This is a genomic window from Micromonospora inositola (genome assembly GCF_900090285.1).
GTDB lineage: Bacteria > Actinomycetota > Actinomycetes > Mycobacteriales > Micromonosporaceae > Micromonospora > Micromonospora inositola.
Genome location: NZ_LT607754.1, coordinates 3,379,611 through 3,394,081, shown reverse-complemented (window position 1 = coordinate 3,394,081; position 14,471 = coordinate 3,379,611). Strand labels below are relative to the sequence as shown.

The following is a 14,471-nucleotide window of genomic DNA, read 5'->3' as shown; positions in this document are numbered from 1 at the left end:
GCCGTCTCCCCTCTCAGGTACGTGGTGCGCCGCCGCCCTTCTCGGCCGTCCGGGCGACGGCGTGCAGGAACTCGATCGAGCCGGCGGCGACGGTCGGCGCGGCGTGCGAGTGCCGGGGCAGTTCCACCGCCACCAGGCCGCGGTAGCCGGCGTCGGCGAGGGCGCGTAGCACCGGCGGGAAGTCGATCTCGCCGGTGCCGAACTCCAGGTGCTCGTGCACGCCCCGGCGCATGTCGTCGATCTGCACGTTGACCAGGTGGTCGGCGACCGCCGCCACGCAGTCCGGCACCGGTGTCGGCTCCAGGCAGCGGCAGTGTCCGATGTCGAGGGTGATGCCGAAGCCGGGTGGCGCGCCGAGCGCGGCCCGCAGCCGCCGCCAGCCGGCGATGTCCTCGACCAGCATTCCCGGCTCGGGCTCGAAGCCGAGCGGCACACCCGCCGCCGCCGCCTCGGCGCAGACGGTGGCGCAGCCGGCCACCAGCCGGTCCCACGCGACGGCGGCCGGCACCGCCGGCGGGCGTACCCCGGCCCAGCAGGAGACCGCCTCGGCGCCCAGGTCAGCCCCGATCCGTACCGCCCGGCGCAGGAAGTCGACCCGCCGGGCCGGGTCGTCGTGCAGCAGCGTCGGCGCGTGCTTGTGCCACGGGTCGAGCAGGTAGCGGGCCCCGGTCTCGACCACCGTGGCCAGGCCGAGCGCGGCCAGCCGGCGGTGCACGGCGGCGACCCGGCGGGCCAGCCCGGGCGCGAACGGGTCCAGGTGGTCGTGGTCCAGGGTGAGCGCCACCCCCTGGTAGCCGAGGTCGGCGATGACCGCCAGCGCGTCGAGCAGCCGGTGGTTGGCGAACCCGTTGGTGCCGTAGCCGAACCGCAGCGCGGTCGGGCGAAGCGGAGCGTGGGCCGCCCCGGCCGCACCCGATGCCGCCCGCCCGGTCATGTCGGCGACACCAACCGGGCGAGGCGGCGGCCGAGCGGGGCGGCGGCCGCGACGGCCAGGCCGAGCAGTCGGGCGCCGGCCCGGGCGGTCAGCGCGCCCTGCAACGCGGGCAGGCCGGTGATGCCGGCGGTCACGGCGGTCCGGACCCGACCGGGCGACGGGTCGGCCAGCACCCGGGCCTGGGCGGCGCCGTACCGGGTGGCGTAGCCGGCGGCGAGCGCGACCGGGACCGGGTCGGCCCGGCCCAGGGCGGTGGCCGCCACCAGCGCCGTGCCGGCGAGGGTGGCCCGGGGCAGCCGCCGGTCGGCCCCGCCGACCTCGCGCCGGGAGAGCGCGGTGACCGTCCAGGTGTGCGCGGCCACGGTCAGCGCCGCCGGCAGCGCCCTGGCCAGGCGCCTACCCGCAGACGGTGACCCGCAACCACGCGACGCCGAGGCGCCGGCGCGGCCGGCGGCCGGAGCACGGCCCGGCCCGGCGGAGGCGGCGCCGAGGAGCACGTCCAGGCCGCGGCAGGCGGCCATCACGGCGGGGCCGGCCGCGGTGTTCTTGGCCAGCAGGTCGTACCCCCAGATGGTGGTGGCGAGCGGCACCGCGACGGCCGCCGCCCGCCGGCCCCCGGCGGCGGTGGCCAGGGCGAGCCCGGCGGCGGTGAGGCCGGCGGCGAGCCCGAGCGCGGCCGGCGGGCTCACTCGGCCGGAGGGAATCGGCCGCTCCGGCCGCTCCACCGCGTCCAGGCGGCGGTCGGCCCAGTCGTTGGCCGCCATGCCGGCCCAGTAGAGCAGCACCGACGCCCCGGCCAGCGCCGGCGTCCGGCGGTCCAGGACGCCGGCCGCCGCCGCGCCCGCCAGCACATCCCCGGGTACGGAGAGCGCGGCCGGTGCCCGGACCAGTTCGGCGAGGTCAGCGAGGCTGGCCATCGGCGCCTCCCCGGTGCAGGCCGGCGACGAGGTCGCGCAGCAGGGCCCACTGCTCGGCGAGCGAGTGGGTCGGGGCGTCGAGCGGGTCTTTGAAGAAGAAGGCCAGCTCGCGGAGGGGGCCACGCCGGCCGGCGGCGTGCGCGGCGGCGGTGAGCCGGGCCAGGTCGAGCACCAGCGGGGCGGCCAGCGCCGAGTCGCAGCCGTGCCAGGTGAACTCCATCCGCATCCCGGTGCCCAGGAAGCCGGCGAAGGTGACCAGGTCCCAGGCGGTCTTGAAGTCGCCCAGTTCCTCGACGTGGTCGATCCGGGTGTCGCCCTGCGGGACGTAGCCGAGCGTCTCGCCGAGCACCCGCTGCTTGCTGGCCACCTTGGCCGCGTTCGCCGCCGGGTCGGCCAGGTTCGCGCCGTCCCCGCCGCCCAGCAGGTTCACCCCCGACCAGGACCGGACGGCCAGGTGGCGCATCGCGAACATCGGCGCGAGCACCGACTTGACCAGCGTCTCCCCGGTCTTGCCGTCGTGCCCGGCGTACGGCAGGCCGCGCTCCGCGGCCAGCGCCGCCAGCGCCGGCAGCCGGGCCCCGGTGGACGGCGTGAAGTCGACGTACGGGCAGCCGGCGGTGAAGGCCGCGTACGCGTACAGCGAGCTGGGCGGCAGCACCTCGTCGGGGCCGGCCAGCGCGGCCCGCAGGGCGACGAGGTCGGCGTGCGCCGGGTGCGGGACGGCGGCCGGCTCGGTGGCGCAGACGTTGACCACCACCACCCGGTCCAGCCCGTGCCGGTCCCGGAAGTCGGTCAGGTCCCGCTCGACGGCGCCGGCCCGGTCGGCCTGGGTGCCCCCGGCCGGGGCGGGGCGCAGCGCCCGCTCGACCTCGGCCAGCTCCCCCGCGAGCGCGTCGACCAGCCGGCCGGGCAGCACGCCGGCGGTGGCCAGCGCCTCGGCCCGCTTGATCAGCGGGGTCGCTACCACGTCGTGGCCGCCGAGGACGAGATCGGCGAAGGCCGGCAGGGCCGGACCCCGCAGCTCGGGCAGCTCGGTGACGCAGCCGGTCGGGCCGGTGAGCCCGGCCCGGAGGGCGAGCGCCCCGACGATGCTGGTGGTCGCGACCGAGCCGCGCGCCCCCATCAGCCAGATACCCGTACGCATCGTGCTCCTTCCCGTGGAACCTCCGTGCCGAGATCTCGCTGGTCGTCGGTGTGCGGATGGGCCCCGTCCGCCGGTGCGGCCGGGGAATCCCGGTCCGGCCGCACCGGACGGCGGTGCTGCTCGTGCCGCACCGGAGAAGCTCCGGTGGCACGCCCTCCGGGGCCGGCCTCGTCCCCGCCGCGGGGCGCAACCGCGGCCGGTCCCTCGCCGGCCGGCTCCGGAAAGCCGTTCGGGCGGTGCCGGCGGGTCGGCCGGCGCCGCGACGGGTCAGGCGGCCAGTTCGGCCGCCACGGCCGGCTCCACCTCCGTCCAGGAGGAGCCCAGCTCCGCCGAGCGGGTCACCGCGTCCAGCACGAGCTGGACCTGCAACGCGTCGGCGAAGGAGGGGGTCGGGTCGACGCCGGTGGCGACCGCCTCGACGAAGTCCCGCATCTGGTGGGTGAAGGAGTGCTCGTAGCCGATGATGTGGCCGGGCGGCCACCAGGCCGACATGTACGGGTGCTCGCCCTCGGTCACCAGGATCCGGGTGAAGCCCTGCTCGGCGGCGGGCCGGGTGGCGTCGTAGAACTCCAGCTCGTTGAGGCGTTCCAGGTCGAACACCACGGTGCCGAGCGAGCCGTTGATCTCCACCCGGAGCGCGTTCTTGCGGCCGGTGGCGAACCGGCTCGCCTCGTACGTGGCCAGCGCGCCGCCGTCGAGCCGGGCGACGAAGACCGCCGCGTCGTCGACGGTGACCGTGCCGGTGGCCCGGCCGTTGCCGTCCGCGTGGGCGGCCAGGCCGCTCGACCCGGCCGGCAACGGCCGCTCCTTGACGAAGGTCTCGGTCAGCGCGCTGACTCCGCCGATCCGCTGCCCGGTCACGTACTGGGTGAGGTCGATGATGTGCGCGCCGATGTCGCCGAGCGCGCCGGAGCCCGCCCTGTCCCTCTGCAACCGCCAGACCAACGGGAACTGCGGGTCCACGATCCAGTCCTGCAGGTACGCCGCCCGGACGTGCCGGATCACGCCGAGCCGTCCGTCGGCGACCAGCTGCCGCATCATGGCGACCGCCGGCACCCGGCGGTAGTTGAACCCGCACATGGCGCGTACCCCGTCGGCCCGGGCCCGGGCGGCGGCGGCCGTCATCTGCCGGGCCTCCTCGACGGTGTTGGCCAGCGGCTTCTCGCAGAGCACGTGCTTGCCGGCGGCCAGCGCGGCGATCGCGATCTCGCAGTGGCTGTCACCCGGCGTGCAGATGTCGACCACGTCGATCTCGTCGGACTCGACCAGCCGCCGCCAGTCCGTGGTGTGCCCGTCCCAGCCGAGTCGGTCGGCGGCGTCGGCCACCTTCGACTCGTCGCGGCCGCAGATGAGCGACATCCGGACCCGCGCCGGCAGGTCGTACACCCGGTTCACGGTGCGCCACGCCTGGGAGTGCGCCGCGCCCATGAACGCGTAGCCGACCATGCCGACCCGCAGGTGTCTGTCGTGAGTGGACAAGGTGGGACTCCCCCCGTGTGTCAGAACCCGAGCTTCAGGTAGTTGCCCGCGTTCTCCTTGGTGATCGTCTCCGAGGCGAGCACGATCTCCTTCGGAACCTGGAGTTCCACCAGGTCGGACATCCCCTTCCCCTGCCCGATCAGGCGGGCCAGGGAGATGGCCGAGGAGGCCATCGAGGGGCTGTAGGTGACGGTGGCCTTGAGCACCGTGTTGTCGGCCTGGATGTCCTCCATCGCCTTCTTCGAGCCGGCGCCGCCAACCATGAAGAACTCCTTGCGGTTGGCCTGGTTGACCGCGGCGAGCACACCGATACCCTGGTCGTCGTCGTGGTTCCAGAGCGCGTCGATCTTCGGCAGCGCCTGGAAGAGCCCGGTGGCGGCCTGCTGCCCGGAGTCGGCGGTGAACTCGGCCGGGCGGCGGTTGGCCACCTTCAGACCGTTCGCGGCGAGGGTGTCGGCGAAGCCCTTGGAGCGTTCCTGGGTCAGCTCCAGCGAGTCGATGCCGGGGATCTCCCCGATCACCGGGTTGCTGACCCCCTTGGCCTTGAGCTGCGCGACGACGTAGGTGGCGGCGGCCACCCCCATGCCGTAGTTGTCGCCCTTGATCTGGAGCCGGTAGGCCCGCGCATCGGGGAAGGCCCGGTCCAGGTTGACCACCGGGATGCCGGCCTTCATCGCCTCCAGGCCGAACGCGTTGAGCTCCTTGCCGTCGTGCGGCAGCAGCACGATCACGTCCGGCTTCTGGGAGATCAGGGTGGAGAGCGCCGCGCGCTGGGCCGCCGCGTCGGCGCCGGCCTCCACGCTCTTGAACTCCACGTCGGAGTACGCCGCGGCCTGCGCCTTGGCGTTGTTGGTGATGGCGGCGATCCAGCCGTGGTCGGCGGCCGGGGCGGAGAAGCCGATGGTCACCTTCTTGCCCGGGTCGGCGTTCCCGCCGGCCGCGGCATCCTTCGTCTGGGCGGCGGTCGGCGCCGCCTCGTTGCTGGTGCAGCCGGCGAGCACGACGCCGGCGGAGAGCGCGGCCCCGCCGAACAGCAGCCGGCGGCGCGACAGGTCGCGACTGTGCTGGGTCATGACGACCTCCTGGATGAGGTGGTGGGGTGAAAATGGGTGTGCTGTGCCCGGCCACCGTCACTTGTCGAGGTGGCCGCCGGTGTCTCGTGGGTCAGGTGGTGGTGGCCCGGTTGCGGCCGAGGAACTGGGTGAGGCTGCGGAACTGCACCTGCTGGATCAGGACGGCGGCGACGATGATGCCGCCCTTGACCATGTTCTGGGCCTCGGTGGAGAGGCCGTTGATGGCGAAGAGGTTGGTGATGGTGGAGAAGATGACCACCCCGAGCAGGGAACCGATGATGGTGCCCCGCCCGCCGCTGAGCAGCGTCCCGCCGATGATGGCGGCGGCGATCGCGTCCAGCTCGTAGAGGTTCGCCATCGCCGCCTGCGCGGAGGTGGCCTGCGCGGTCAGCATGACCGCGGCGATGCCGCAGCAGAGGCCGGAGAGCGCGTAGAGGAGCACGGTGTGCCGCCGGACGTTGATGCCGGCCAGTCGGGCGGCCTCCGGGTTGCCGCCGACCGCCACGGTGCGGCGGCCGAAGGTGGTCCGGTTCAGCAGCACCCAGCCGGCGGCCACCACCGCGGCGAGAATGTAGACCAGCAGCGGGATGCCGAAGAGGTCGGTGCTGGCGATGCCGTTGATGAAGCTGTTGGTGGAGACCTGGGTCTGCTTGTCGGAGATCTCGGCGGCCAGCCCCCGGGCGGCGACCATCATGGCCAGCGTGGCGATGAACGGCACCAGCCGCCCGTACGAGACGAGCAGGCCGTTGACCACGCCGACGGCGAGCCCGACGGTGAGCGCGCTGAAGATCATGCCGCCGGCGCCGTAGCTCTGGGTGGCGAGCGTGGTGCACCAGACGCCGGCCAGGGCGACGATCGCGCCGACCGACAGGTCGATGCCCCCGCCGATGATCACGAAGGTCATCCCGACGGTGACCACGCCGACCACCGAGGCCAGCTTGAGGATGGTGAGGGTGTTGCCCCACACCCAGCTCGCGTTCCCGTACAGGTCGGGCCGGGTGAGGATGCCGATGACGACGAGCACCACCAGGGTCGCCAGCAGGCCCAGGTTTCGCTTGGCGCCGTCGCCGCCGTCGCCCCGCCACCAGGAGAGCCGGCCCGGCGCGTCGGACTTCGCGGTCGCCGCGGCGGTCTCGGCCGGGTCCACCGGCGGCGACTGCGCCGGCAGGTCCGCCGCCCGCGCCGGCGTCGCCGTGGGAGTCGTCTCACTCATGCCGCCGCCTCGCTTCGCTCGGCGCCGCCATGAGGCTTTCCGGCGCTGCGTTGATGATTCGCTCGCTCATGCTGGCGTACCTTCCATGAGGGACCCCGCCATGACGAGGTCGAGCACCGTGTTCTCGTCGAGTTCGCCGGCCGGGGCCTCGCGGACCATCCGGCCCTCGCGCATCACCAGGACCCGGTCGGCGAGCCCGAGCACCTCGGGCACCTCGCTGGAGACCAGCAGGACGCCGACGCCCCGGGCGGCCAACCGCCGGATGACCTGGTACAGCTCGGCTCGGGCCCCCACGTCCACGCCCCGGGTCGGCTCGTCGAGCAGCAGCAGCCGGGTGTCGCCGAGCAGCCAGCGCCCCACCACCACCTTCTGCTGGTTGCCCCCGGACAGGGTGCGCACCGGCCGCCGCACGTCGCGGGGACGCAGCTCCAGGGAGTCGGCGATGCGGTCCGCCTCGGCCCGCTCCCGCCCGGCGTCGGTGAAGCCGAGGCGGGCGTACCGGCCGAAGGTCGCCAGGGTGACGTTGCGGTAGATCGGCTCGCCGAGCAGCAGCGCCTGGCTCTTGCGCTCCTCGGGGGCCATCCCCATGCCGGCCCGCACCGCCGCGCCGACGCTGCCGGGCCGCAGGGTACGGCCGCCCATCCGGACGGTGCCGGCCTGCGCGCGGCGGGCGCCGTAGATGGTCTCCAGCAGCTCGGAGCGGCCCGAGCCGACCAGCCCGGCGACCCCGACGATCTCGCCGGCCCGCACGGTCAGCGAGACGTCGGCGAACTCGCCGGCCCGGGTCAGGCCGTCCACCCGCAGCAGCTCGGCGCCGTCGGGGTCGGCGGCCGGGCGGTCCGGGAAGACGTACTCGATGCTGCGGCCGGTCATCAGGGCGACCAGGTCGCGGGTCGGGGTGTCGCGCGCCGGCAGGTTCGCCGCGGTGGTCCGGCCGTCCTTGAGTACGGTCACCCGGTCGCCGATCTCGCGGATCTCCTCCAGCCGGTGCGAGATGTAGATGACCGCGATGCCCTGCGCGGTCAGCTCCCGGATGATGCGGAACAGGTTGTCCACCTCGTCGTGGGCCAGCACCGCGCTCGGCTCGTCCATGATGATCAGTCGGGCCTCGTGGGAGAGCGCCCGCGCCATGCTGACGATCTGCTTGCCGGCGGCGGGCAGCGCCCGGACCATCCGGCCCGGCGGGATCTCCGGGTGGCCGAGGCGGCCGAGGATCTCCCGGGTGCGGCGGGCCATCCGGCCGCGCCGGACGAACCCGAACCGGCGCGGCTCGTGGCCGAGGAAGGCGTTCTCCCCTACCGAGAGGTCCTCGACCAGGTCGAGTTCCTGGTAGATGGTGGCGATCCCGGCCCGCATCGCGGCCTGCGGGTTGGCAAAGGCCGCCGGCTCGCCGCGCCAGTGGACCTCGCCGGAGTCCGGCCGGTGCACCCCGGAGAGCACCTTGATCAGGGTGGACTTGCCGGCGCCGTTCTGCCCGAGCAGGCAGTGCACCTCGCCGGCGCGCACCTCCAGTTGCACCCCGTCCAGCGCGCGTACGCCGGGGAAGGTCTTGACCACGTCGGTGAGGCGCAGGACCACCTCGCCCGCGACGGTGTCGGCGGGGGCTTCGACCAGTGGCGCCTTCGTCACGGCGGCCTCCTCGCTCTCGCTCGCCGGTGGCCGGCCCCGGCCGGCCGACTCCCCCGTGTCGTCGGCGCCGGCCGGGCCAGCCCCCGCGACGGCCGGGTCGCTGTCGCGGGCACTCATGACGCCTCCCCGAAGGCCAGGTCGCTGGCGAGCACGGCCGCCCCCGCCACCCCGGCCCGCGGGCCGAGCTCGGAGAGGACGACCGGCAGGTTGCCGGTGGCGAGCGGCAGCGACCGGCGGTAGACCACGCTGCGGATCTCGGCGAGCAGGATGTGCCCGAGCTGGGCGAGCCCGCCGCCGATCACGATCATCGACGGGTTGGTGAAGCTAACCAGCCCGGCCAGTACGCCGCCGACCCGCCGGCCGCCGTCGCGGATGAGCTGGATGCAGGTGACGTCCCCCTCGGCCGCCCCCTGCGCGACGTCCAGCGCGGTCAACGCGCCCCGGGCGTCGAGCCGCTCGGCGAGCGCCGGGGAGATGTCGGCACGGGCCGCCGCGGTCGCCTCCTTGGCCAGCGCGGCGCCGCTGAACAGCGCCTCCAGGCAGCCGAGGTTGCCGCAGGAACACATCGGACCGTTCGCGTCGACCTGGATGTGGCCGATGTCCCCGGCGCAACCGTCGGTGCCGCGGTACACCTCGCCGCTGAGGTAGATGCCGCAGCCGATCCCGGTGCCGATCTTGATGAAGAGGAAGTCGTCCACCGAGTGGGCTACCCCGCCGTGCCGTTCGCCGATCGCCATGATGTTGACGTCGTTGTCGACCACCGCCGGGCAGCCGTGCTCCCGGGTGAGCAGCTCGCGGACCGGGAAGCGGTCCCAGCCCGGCATGATCGGCGGCGAGACCGGCACGCCGTCGCGGAAGCTCACCGGCCCGGGCACGCCGATGCCGACCGCGTCGAGCCGCTCGTACGCGCCGTCCACCTTTGCCTTGTGCAGCAGCTCGTTGACCCGCTGGAGGGTCACCTTCGGGCCGGAGCGGATGTCGGCCGGCTCGGTGTAGGCGACCACCGGTTCGAGGCGGCCGTTGACCACCTCGACGTCGATCGAGCTGGCGCCCAGGTCGACCGCGGCGAAGCGCAGGTGCGGGCTCAGCTCGACCAACGTCGAGCGCCGCCCGCCGCGGGACGCGGCCAGCCCCGCCTCGGCGACGTAGCCGAGGCCGACCAGCCGCTCCAGCTCGGTGAGGAGGCGGGGCCGCGGCATCTGCAACCGGTCGCCGAGCTCCGCCCGGGACACCGGCCCCTCGTCGCGGAGCAACCGGAGCAGCCGTACGTGCAGGGGGTCCACCGTTCGCACCGGGACTCACCTCCGCATCGGAGTCGTTCACATCGACGCAACTGCGATGTGTCGTGTCCGACACAGTAGGAGGCTTCCGGCCCGCGTGTCCATAGCTTCAGCGCGATCCGAGCCAAACTTTTGTCCATCTGAGCAAAAGCGCGTAGTGGATCACTAAAAGCCGCGCTGGTCACCGGGGTCGGACGGCGCCGACGCGACGGTCCGCGAGGGAGCCGACGCCTGGACCGGCTCCGGGAACGGAGAAGGGACCGCCCCGCCGCGCGGGGTGCGGCGGGGCGATCGGGTCGCGCGGGTCAGCGGCCGGAGGCGGAGTTGCGCTTCTTCTTGACCTTGCGGTCGTCGCGCAGTTCGACGTACGGCTCCTCCTCGGCCGGGTGCCCGGCCTCGATGGCGCGTCCGCGCTCCAGTTCGGCGTCGAACTCCGCGCCGAGCAGGATCGCGATGTTGCTCAGCCAGAGCCAGACCAGGAAGATGATCACGCCGGCCAGCGCCCCGTAGGTCTTGTTGTACGAGCCGAAGTTGCTGACGTAGAGGGCGAAGAGGCCGGAGATCACCAGCCAGATCACCACCGCCAGCACGCCGCCCGGGCTGACCCAGCGGAAACCGCCGTGCCGGGCGTTCGGCGAGGCCCAGTAGAGGATCGCGAACATCAGGCTGACCAGGATGAGCAGCACCGGCCATTTGACGATGTTCCACACCGTGACGGCCGTCGAGCCCAGCCCGATCGCGCTGCCGACCTGCTCGGCGAGGCCGCCGGTGAAGACCACGATCACCGCGGCGGCCAGCAGCAGGACGCCGACCAGGGCGGTCACCCCGAGCCGGATCGGCAGGGTCTTCCAGATCGGCCGCCCCTCCGGCACGTCGTAGATGGTGTTGGAGGCGCGCATGAAGGCAGCGATGTAGCCGGAGGCCGACCAGAAGGCGGCGAGCAGACCGATGATCGCGGCGATGCTGGCCAGGCCGCCGGAGGTGCCCGCCTGGGTGATAGCGGTCTCGATGATCCCGCGGATGTTCTTCTCGGGTACCGCCTGGTTGACGGTGTCCTTGACCCCCTCGGTGGCGCTGTTGCCGAGCAGCCCGAGCACCGAGATGAGCACCAGCATGCCCGGGAAGATCGAAAGCACTCCGTAGTAGGTGAGCGCGGCCGCCCAGTCGGTGAGGCTGTCGTCCTGGAACTCCTTGACCGTGCGCTTCAGCGCGGCCTTCCACCCGGCGCCCGGCAGTTGGGTCGGGCTGTCCGGCCCGTCGTCCGGGCCGACCGGCCCGCGGTTGCGCCCCCTGCGGGCGGAAGTCTCGTCGGAGGCCATCGCCACTCCCTCGTCGTCGGCGTCGCCCCTGGACATGCCCTGTGAGGGCCGGTGATTAACCAGCTACTTGTAGAGCAACCTCCCCATCCGTCGCGATGCCACCAACAGCCCGACCCCGGTCAGCACCAGCAGGTACGCCACGTCGAGCAGCCACGACCAGCCGGCCCCGCCGACGGAGATGCCCCGGATCAGGTGCACCGACCGGTAGAGCGGGGTCAGCTCGACCACCCAGCGCAGCACGGCAGGGTACGCCTCGGCCGGGACGAAGGTGCCGGAGAAGAGGAAGAGGGTGAACTGGGCGGAGCCCATCAGGTCGAAATCCTGCCAGCTGCGCATGAACGTGGCGACGGCCATGCCGAGCGCGCCGAACGCGAAGCCGACCAGCACCGCCGCCGGGAACGCGGTCACCGCCCGGCCCACGCTGGTCAGGTCCATCACCACCATGACGACGAGGAAGGCCGCCGAGTAGAGCGTGCCCCGGATCATCGCCCAGCCCAGCTCGCCGAGGGCGATCTCGAACGGCTGCACCGGGGTCGCGATGATCCCGTCGTACAGCTTCATGAACTTCATCTTCCCGAAGAAGTTGAAGGTGGTCTCCGCCAGCGCGCCGCTCATCGCCGACGAGGCCAGCATCGCCGGCGCGACGAACCCGGCGTACGAGACGACCCGGCCGCCGGGGAGGGTGAGGTCGCCGACCAGCGCCCCCACCCCGATGCCGATGGAGAAGAGGTAGAGCACCGGCTCCAGGAAGCCGGAGATGAGCACCAGCCAGTACGCGCTCTTCAGCGACGTGAAGTTGCGCTCGGCCACCGAGGCGGACCGGCGCGGCGCCCCCTCGAAGCTGACCAGCCGGGGCAGGACGAGACCGACCACGACACTCCTCCCCTAGACGACGAGATTGCGGCGGAACGCGCGCCGGGCCAGCAACCAGCCGGCGAGCGCCCAGGCGGCCAGGTAGAGCAGGTGACCGGGGATCGACCACTGCGGCGCCACCCCGAGCGTGGCGGCCCGGCAGAGGTCCACCCCGTGCCAGAGCGGCGTCGCGTACGCCAGCCAGCGCAGCCCCTGCGGCAGCGACTCGACCGGGAAGAACACCCCGGCGAAGAGCGTCATCGGGATCACCGCGAAGCGGAACAGCAGCGCCAGGTAGCTGTCGCTCGGCGCCCAGGCGCTGAACGCGAAGGTCGGCGCGGCGACCGCCAGGCTGAGCAGCAGCACCACCGGCAGCACGGCCACCGCCCACGGCGAGCGCAGCGCCCCGAACAGGGCGGTCACCAGCAGGAACGCGGCCGTGCTGGTGAACGCCCGGAACAGCACGAAGGCGAGGTGGCCGGCGAGGATGTCACCCACCCGCAGCGGCGCCGCGACCTGCGCGAAGTACGTCTTGATCCAGCGGAAGTTGCTCAGCACCGGCCAGGTCGACTCGCCGATCGCCACCTGCATCGCGGTGGAGGCGATCAGGCCCGGCACCAGCCAGTCGAGGTAGCGCACGCCGCCGACGCCCTGGTCGACGTAGGCGCCGACGCCGAACCCGAAGCCGACCACGGTGAGCACCGGCAGCAGGAAGGACGAGAAGACGCCCGCCCGCCAGGTGCGCCGGTAGCCCACCAGGTAGTGCGCGAGCACCGCCAGCGCCGGCACCCGCGGCAACGCCGGCCGGGCCCGCTCCGCCACGCTCACGTCGACCACCCCCGCTCTCCGCCCGTCACGGCCTTCCTACCTCCGGGGTACGACAGACCGCCGGCCACCCTACGGCCGCCGACCGGCGATGTCGCCTCTATTCCCCATCCGCCCCGCAACGGCGGCGTCGATCATGGGGTTGTTGCCGCGACACGCCGATGTGGACGGCAACAACTTCATGATCAACGAGGTGGGCGGGCGTCAGCGGGGGACGGCGTAGTGCAGGATCACCCCGCCGCGCGGGCTCCTCTGACCAGCGCCAGCAGCGCGTAGCCCCAGAGCAGCAGGCCGGCGCCGCAGCCGACGACCAGGCCCGCAGAGACGGAGGAGGCGAGCCCCACGACCAGCCCGGCCAGCGCGACCAGGGAGAGCGTCACCCCGAGCGGGACCAGCAACCGGTCGCGCAACACGGGGGCCAGGGGGAAGAAGTGCACGCCGACCACGGCGCAGACCAGCACCGGGATGAGCTCGGTCCGGCCGGCCGCAGCCAGCGCCAGCGCACCGAGCGCACCGACGGCGAGCTCGACCAGCACGATGATCCCGTACCGGCGGTCGGTGGCCGGGTTGCGGACCGCCGGCCGGCCGGCCCGGATCAGCATGGCCGCGCCGACCAGCGCGGTGAGCAGGGCCGCACCGCTGCCCGCCACGAGCAGGGTGCGTAGCGGCGGATCCGCCGCCGGCACGCTGAACCAGATCGTGGCAAAGACACCCAGGTAGAGTGCCGTCAACCCGGCCTGGCGACGCGCTTGACTTTCCATTGTGGACCTCCCCCGTCACCCGCCGATGCTACGTGGGGCCGCGGCAGGCCGGCCCGCAGGTCGTCAGTCCACCAGCGTCCGGCCGGTGAGATGCAGGAACACGTCCTCCAGGCTGCTGCGCCGGACCAGGACGCTGGCGGGGACGAGGCCGAGCGCGGTGACCTCGGCGACCGCCGCGTCGCCGTCGGCGACGTAGAGCAGGATCCGGTCGGGCAGCACCTCGACCCGCTCCCCCAGCCCGTCGAGCTTGCCGGCGAACGCCTCCTGCGAGTCGGCGGCGAAGCGCAGCTCCACCACCTCCCGGGTGGAGTGCTCCTCGATCAGGGCCCGGGGCGAGCCCTCCGCGACGATCCGACCGCCGTCCATCACCACGAGGCGGTCGCAGAGCTGCTCGGCCTCGTCCATGTAGTGGGTGGTGAGCACCAGGGTGACGCCCTGCTGCTTGAGCCGGAACAGCCGCTCCCAGACCAGGTGCCGGGCCTGCGGGTCGAGCCCGGTGGTGGGTTCGTCGAGCAGGACGATCTCCGGGTTGTTGACCAGCGCGCGGGCGATGGTCAGCCGGCGCTTCATGCCGCCGGAGAGCGGCTCGACCTTGCTGTCGGCGCGCTCGGCGAGCTGGACGAAGTCGAGCAGCTCGGCCGCGCGCCCGCGGGCCACCCGGCGGGGAATGCCGAAGTAGCGGGCGTAGGTGGTGAGGTTCTCCCGGACGGTCAGCTCCGGGTCGAGGTTGTCCAGCTGGGGGCAGACGCCCAGCCGGGCCCGGATCGCCGGGCCGTCGCGGACCGGGTCCATGCCGAGGATGCGCAGCTCGCCGCCGCTCGGCGGGGAGATGCAGCCGACCATGCGCATGGTGGAGGACTTGCCGGCGCCGTTCGGCCCGAGAAAGCCGAACGCCTCACCGGGTCGCACCTCGACGTCGATGCCGTCGACGGCGGTGAAGTCGCCGAACCGCTTCACCAGCCCCCGAGCCTGGATGAGTGGTTGAGCAGTGGTCACCGGCCGACCCTAGCGGCCGGGTCCGACATCATCGACCGGTTAATCCAAT

General features: G+C 73.4%; 13 protein-coding genes. All 13 read right to left on the bottom strand.

The window, feature by feature from the left end; all coding sequences use genetic code 11:
- Nucleotides 1-13: 13 nt before the first annotated feature.
- The 13 genes from GA0070613_RS16305 to GA0070613_RS16245 all read right to left on the bottom strand — a co-directional run bounded on the left by GA0070613_RS16305 (nucleotide 14) and on the right by GA0070613_RS16245 (nucleotide 14,422).
- Nucleotides 14-934, bottom strand: a complete 921-nt coding sequence (locus GA0070613_RS16305) for a sugar phosphate isomerase/epimerase family protein (RefSeq protein ID WP_089013088.1) — start codon at nucleotides 932-934, stop codon at nucleotides 14-16.
- A complete protein-coding gene (locus GA0070613_RS16300; protein WP_089013087.1) occupies nucleotides 931-1,851 on the bottom strand; it encodes an SCO3242 family prenyltransferase in 921 nt (306 codons plus the stop codon). Before GA0070613_RS16300 ends, GA0070613_RS16305 begins: the two co-directional genes overlap by 4 nt.
- A complete protein-coding gene (locus GA0070613_RS16295; protein ID WP_089013086.1) occupies nucleotides 1,835-2,995 on the bottom strand; it encodes an inositol-3-phosphate synthase in 1,161 nt (386 codons plus the stop codon). Before GA0070613_RS16295 ends, GA0070613_RS16300 begins: the two co-directional genes overlap by 17 nt.
- Nucleotides 2,996-3,262: 267 nt before the next feature.
- Nucleotides 3,263-4,474: a Gfo/Idh/MocA family protein gene (locus tag GA0070613_RS16290; RefSeq protein ID WP_089013085.1), complete on the bottom strand. Its 1,212-nt coding sequence runs from the start codon at nucleotides 4,472-4,474 to the stop codon at nucleotides 3,263-3,265.
- 20 nt (nucleotides 4,475-4,494) lie between these two features.
- Nucleotides 4,495-5,547, bottom strand: a complete 1,053-nt coding sequence (locus GA0070613_RS16285; protein WP_089013084.1) for a substrate-binding domain-containing protein — start codon at nucleotides 5,545-5,547, stop codon at nucleotides 4,495-4,497.
- A gap of 91 nt (nucleotides 5,548-5,638) precedes the next feature.
- Nucleotides 5,639-6,760: an ABC transporter permease gene (locus GA0070613_RS16280; RefSeq protein WP_089013083.1), complete on the bottom strand. Its 1,122-nt coding sequence runs from the start codon at nucleotides 6,758-6,760 to the stop codon at nucleotides 5,639-5,641.
- A gap of 66 nt (nucleotides 6,761-6,826) precedes the next feature.
- The gene (locus tag GA0070613_RS16275) at nucleotides 6,827-8,338 is read right to left on the bottom strand and encodes a sugar ABC transporter ATP-binding protein (RefSeq protein WP_172875994.1); all 1,512 of its coding nucleotides are present in this window, start codon (nucleotides 8,336-8,338) and stop codon (nucleotides 6,827-6,829) included.
- Between the two features lie 164 nt (nucleotides 8,339-8,502).
- A complete protein-coding gene (locus tag GA0070613_RS16270) occupies nucleotides 8,503-9,681 on the bottom strand; it encodes an ROK family protein (protein ID WP_089013082.1) in 1,179 nt (392 codons plus the stop codon).
- Nucleotides 9,682-9,974: 293 nt separating this feature from the next.
- Nucleotides 9,975-10,988, bottom strand: a complete 1,014-nt coding sequence (locus GA0070613_RS16265; protein WP_089015984.1) for a YihY/virulence factor BrkB family protein — start codon at nucleotides 10,986-10,988, stop codon at nucleotides 9,975-9,977.
- Between the two features lie 63 nt (nucleotides 10,989-11,051).
- On the bottom strand, nucleotides 11,052-11,861 hold the full coding sequence (locus GA0070613_RS16260; protein ID WP_089013081.1) for an ABC transporter permease: 810 nt from the start codon (nucleotides 11,859-11,861) through the stop codon (nucleotides 11,052-11,054).
- A 12-nt stretch (nucleotides 11,862-11,873) separates the two neighbouring features.
- Nucleotides 11,874-12,668: an ABC transporter permease gene (locus tag GA0070613_RS16255; protein WP_231929236.1), complete on the bottom strand. Its 795-nt coding sequence runs from the start codon at nucleotides 12,666-12,668 to the stop codon at nucleotides 11,874-11,876.
- A 227-nt stretch (nucleotides 12,669-12,895) separates the two neighbouring features.
- Nucleotides 12,896-13,426 carry a hypothetical protein gene (locus GA0070613_RS16250; protein WP_157746362.1) on the bottom strand — a complete coding sequence of 177 codons (531 nt, stop codon included), beginning with the start codon at nucleotides 13,424-13,426 and terminating at the stop codon, nucleotides 12,896-12,898.
- A 63-nt stretch (nucleotides 13,427-13,489) separates the two neighbouring features.
- The gene (locus GA0070613_RS16245) at nucleotides 13,490-14,422 is read right to left on the bottom strand and encodes an ABC transporter ATP-binding protein (protein ID WP_089013078.1); all 933 of its coding nucleotides are present in this window, start codon (nucleotides 14,420-14,422) and stop codon (nucleotides 13,490-13,492) included.
- Nucleotides 14,423-14,471: the final 49 nt, after the last annotated feature.

Excerpts from the sequence above, each read along its gene's own strand:
- GA0070613_RS16305 (WP_089013088.1), bottom strand. The coding sequence starts at position 934 with ATGACCGGGCGGGCGGCATCGGGTGCGGCCGGGGCGGCCCACGCTCCG.
- GA0070613_RS16300 (WP_089013087.1), bottom strand. The coding sequence starts at position 1,851 with ATGGCCAGCCTCGCTGACCTCGCCGAACTGGTCCGGGCACCGGCCGCG.
- GA0070613_RS16295 (WP_089013086.1), bottom strand. The coding sequence starts at position 2,995 with ATGCGTACGGGTATCTGGCTGATGGGGGCGCGCGGCTCGGTCGCGACC.
- GA0070613_RS16285 (WP_089013084.1), bottom strand. The coding sequence starts at position 5,547 with ATGACCCAGCACAGTCGCGACCTGTCGCGCCGCCGGCTGCTGTTCGGC.
- GA0070613_RS16280 (WP_089013083.1), bottom strand. The coding sequence starts at position 6,760 with ATGAGTGAGACGACTCCCACGGCGACGCCGGCGCGGGCGGCGGACCTG.
- GA0070613_RS16265 (WP_089015984.1), bottom strand. The coding sequence starts at position 10,988 with ATGGCCTCCGACGAGACTTCCGCCCGCAGGGGGCGCAACCGCGGGCCG.
- GA0070613_RS16250 (WP_157746362.1), bottom strand. The coding sequence starts at position 13,426 with ATGGAAAGTCAAGCGCGTCGCCAGGCCGGGTTGACGGCACTCTACCTG.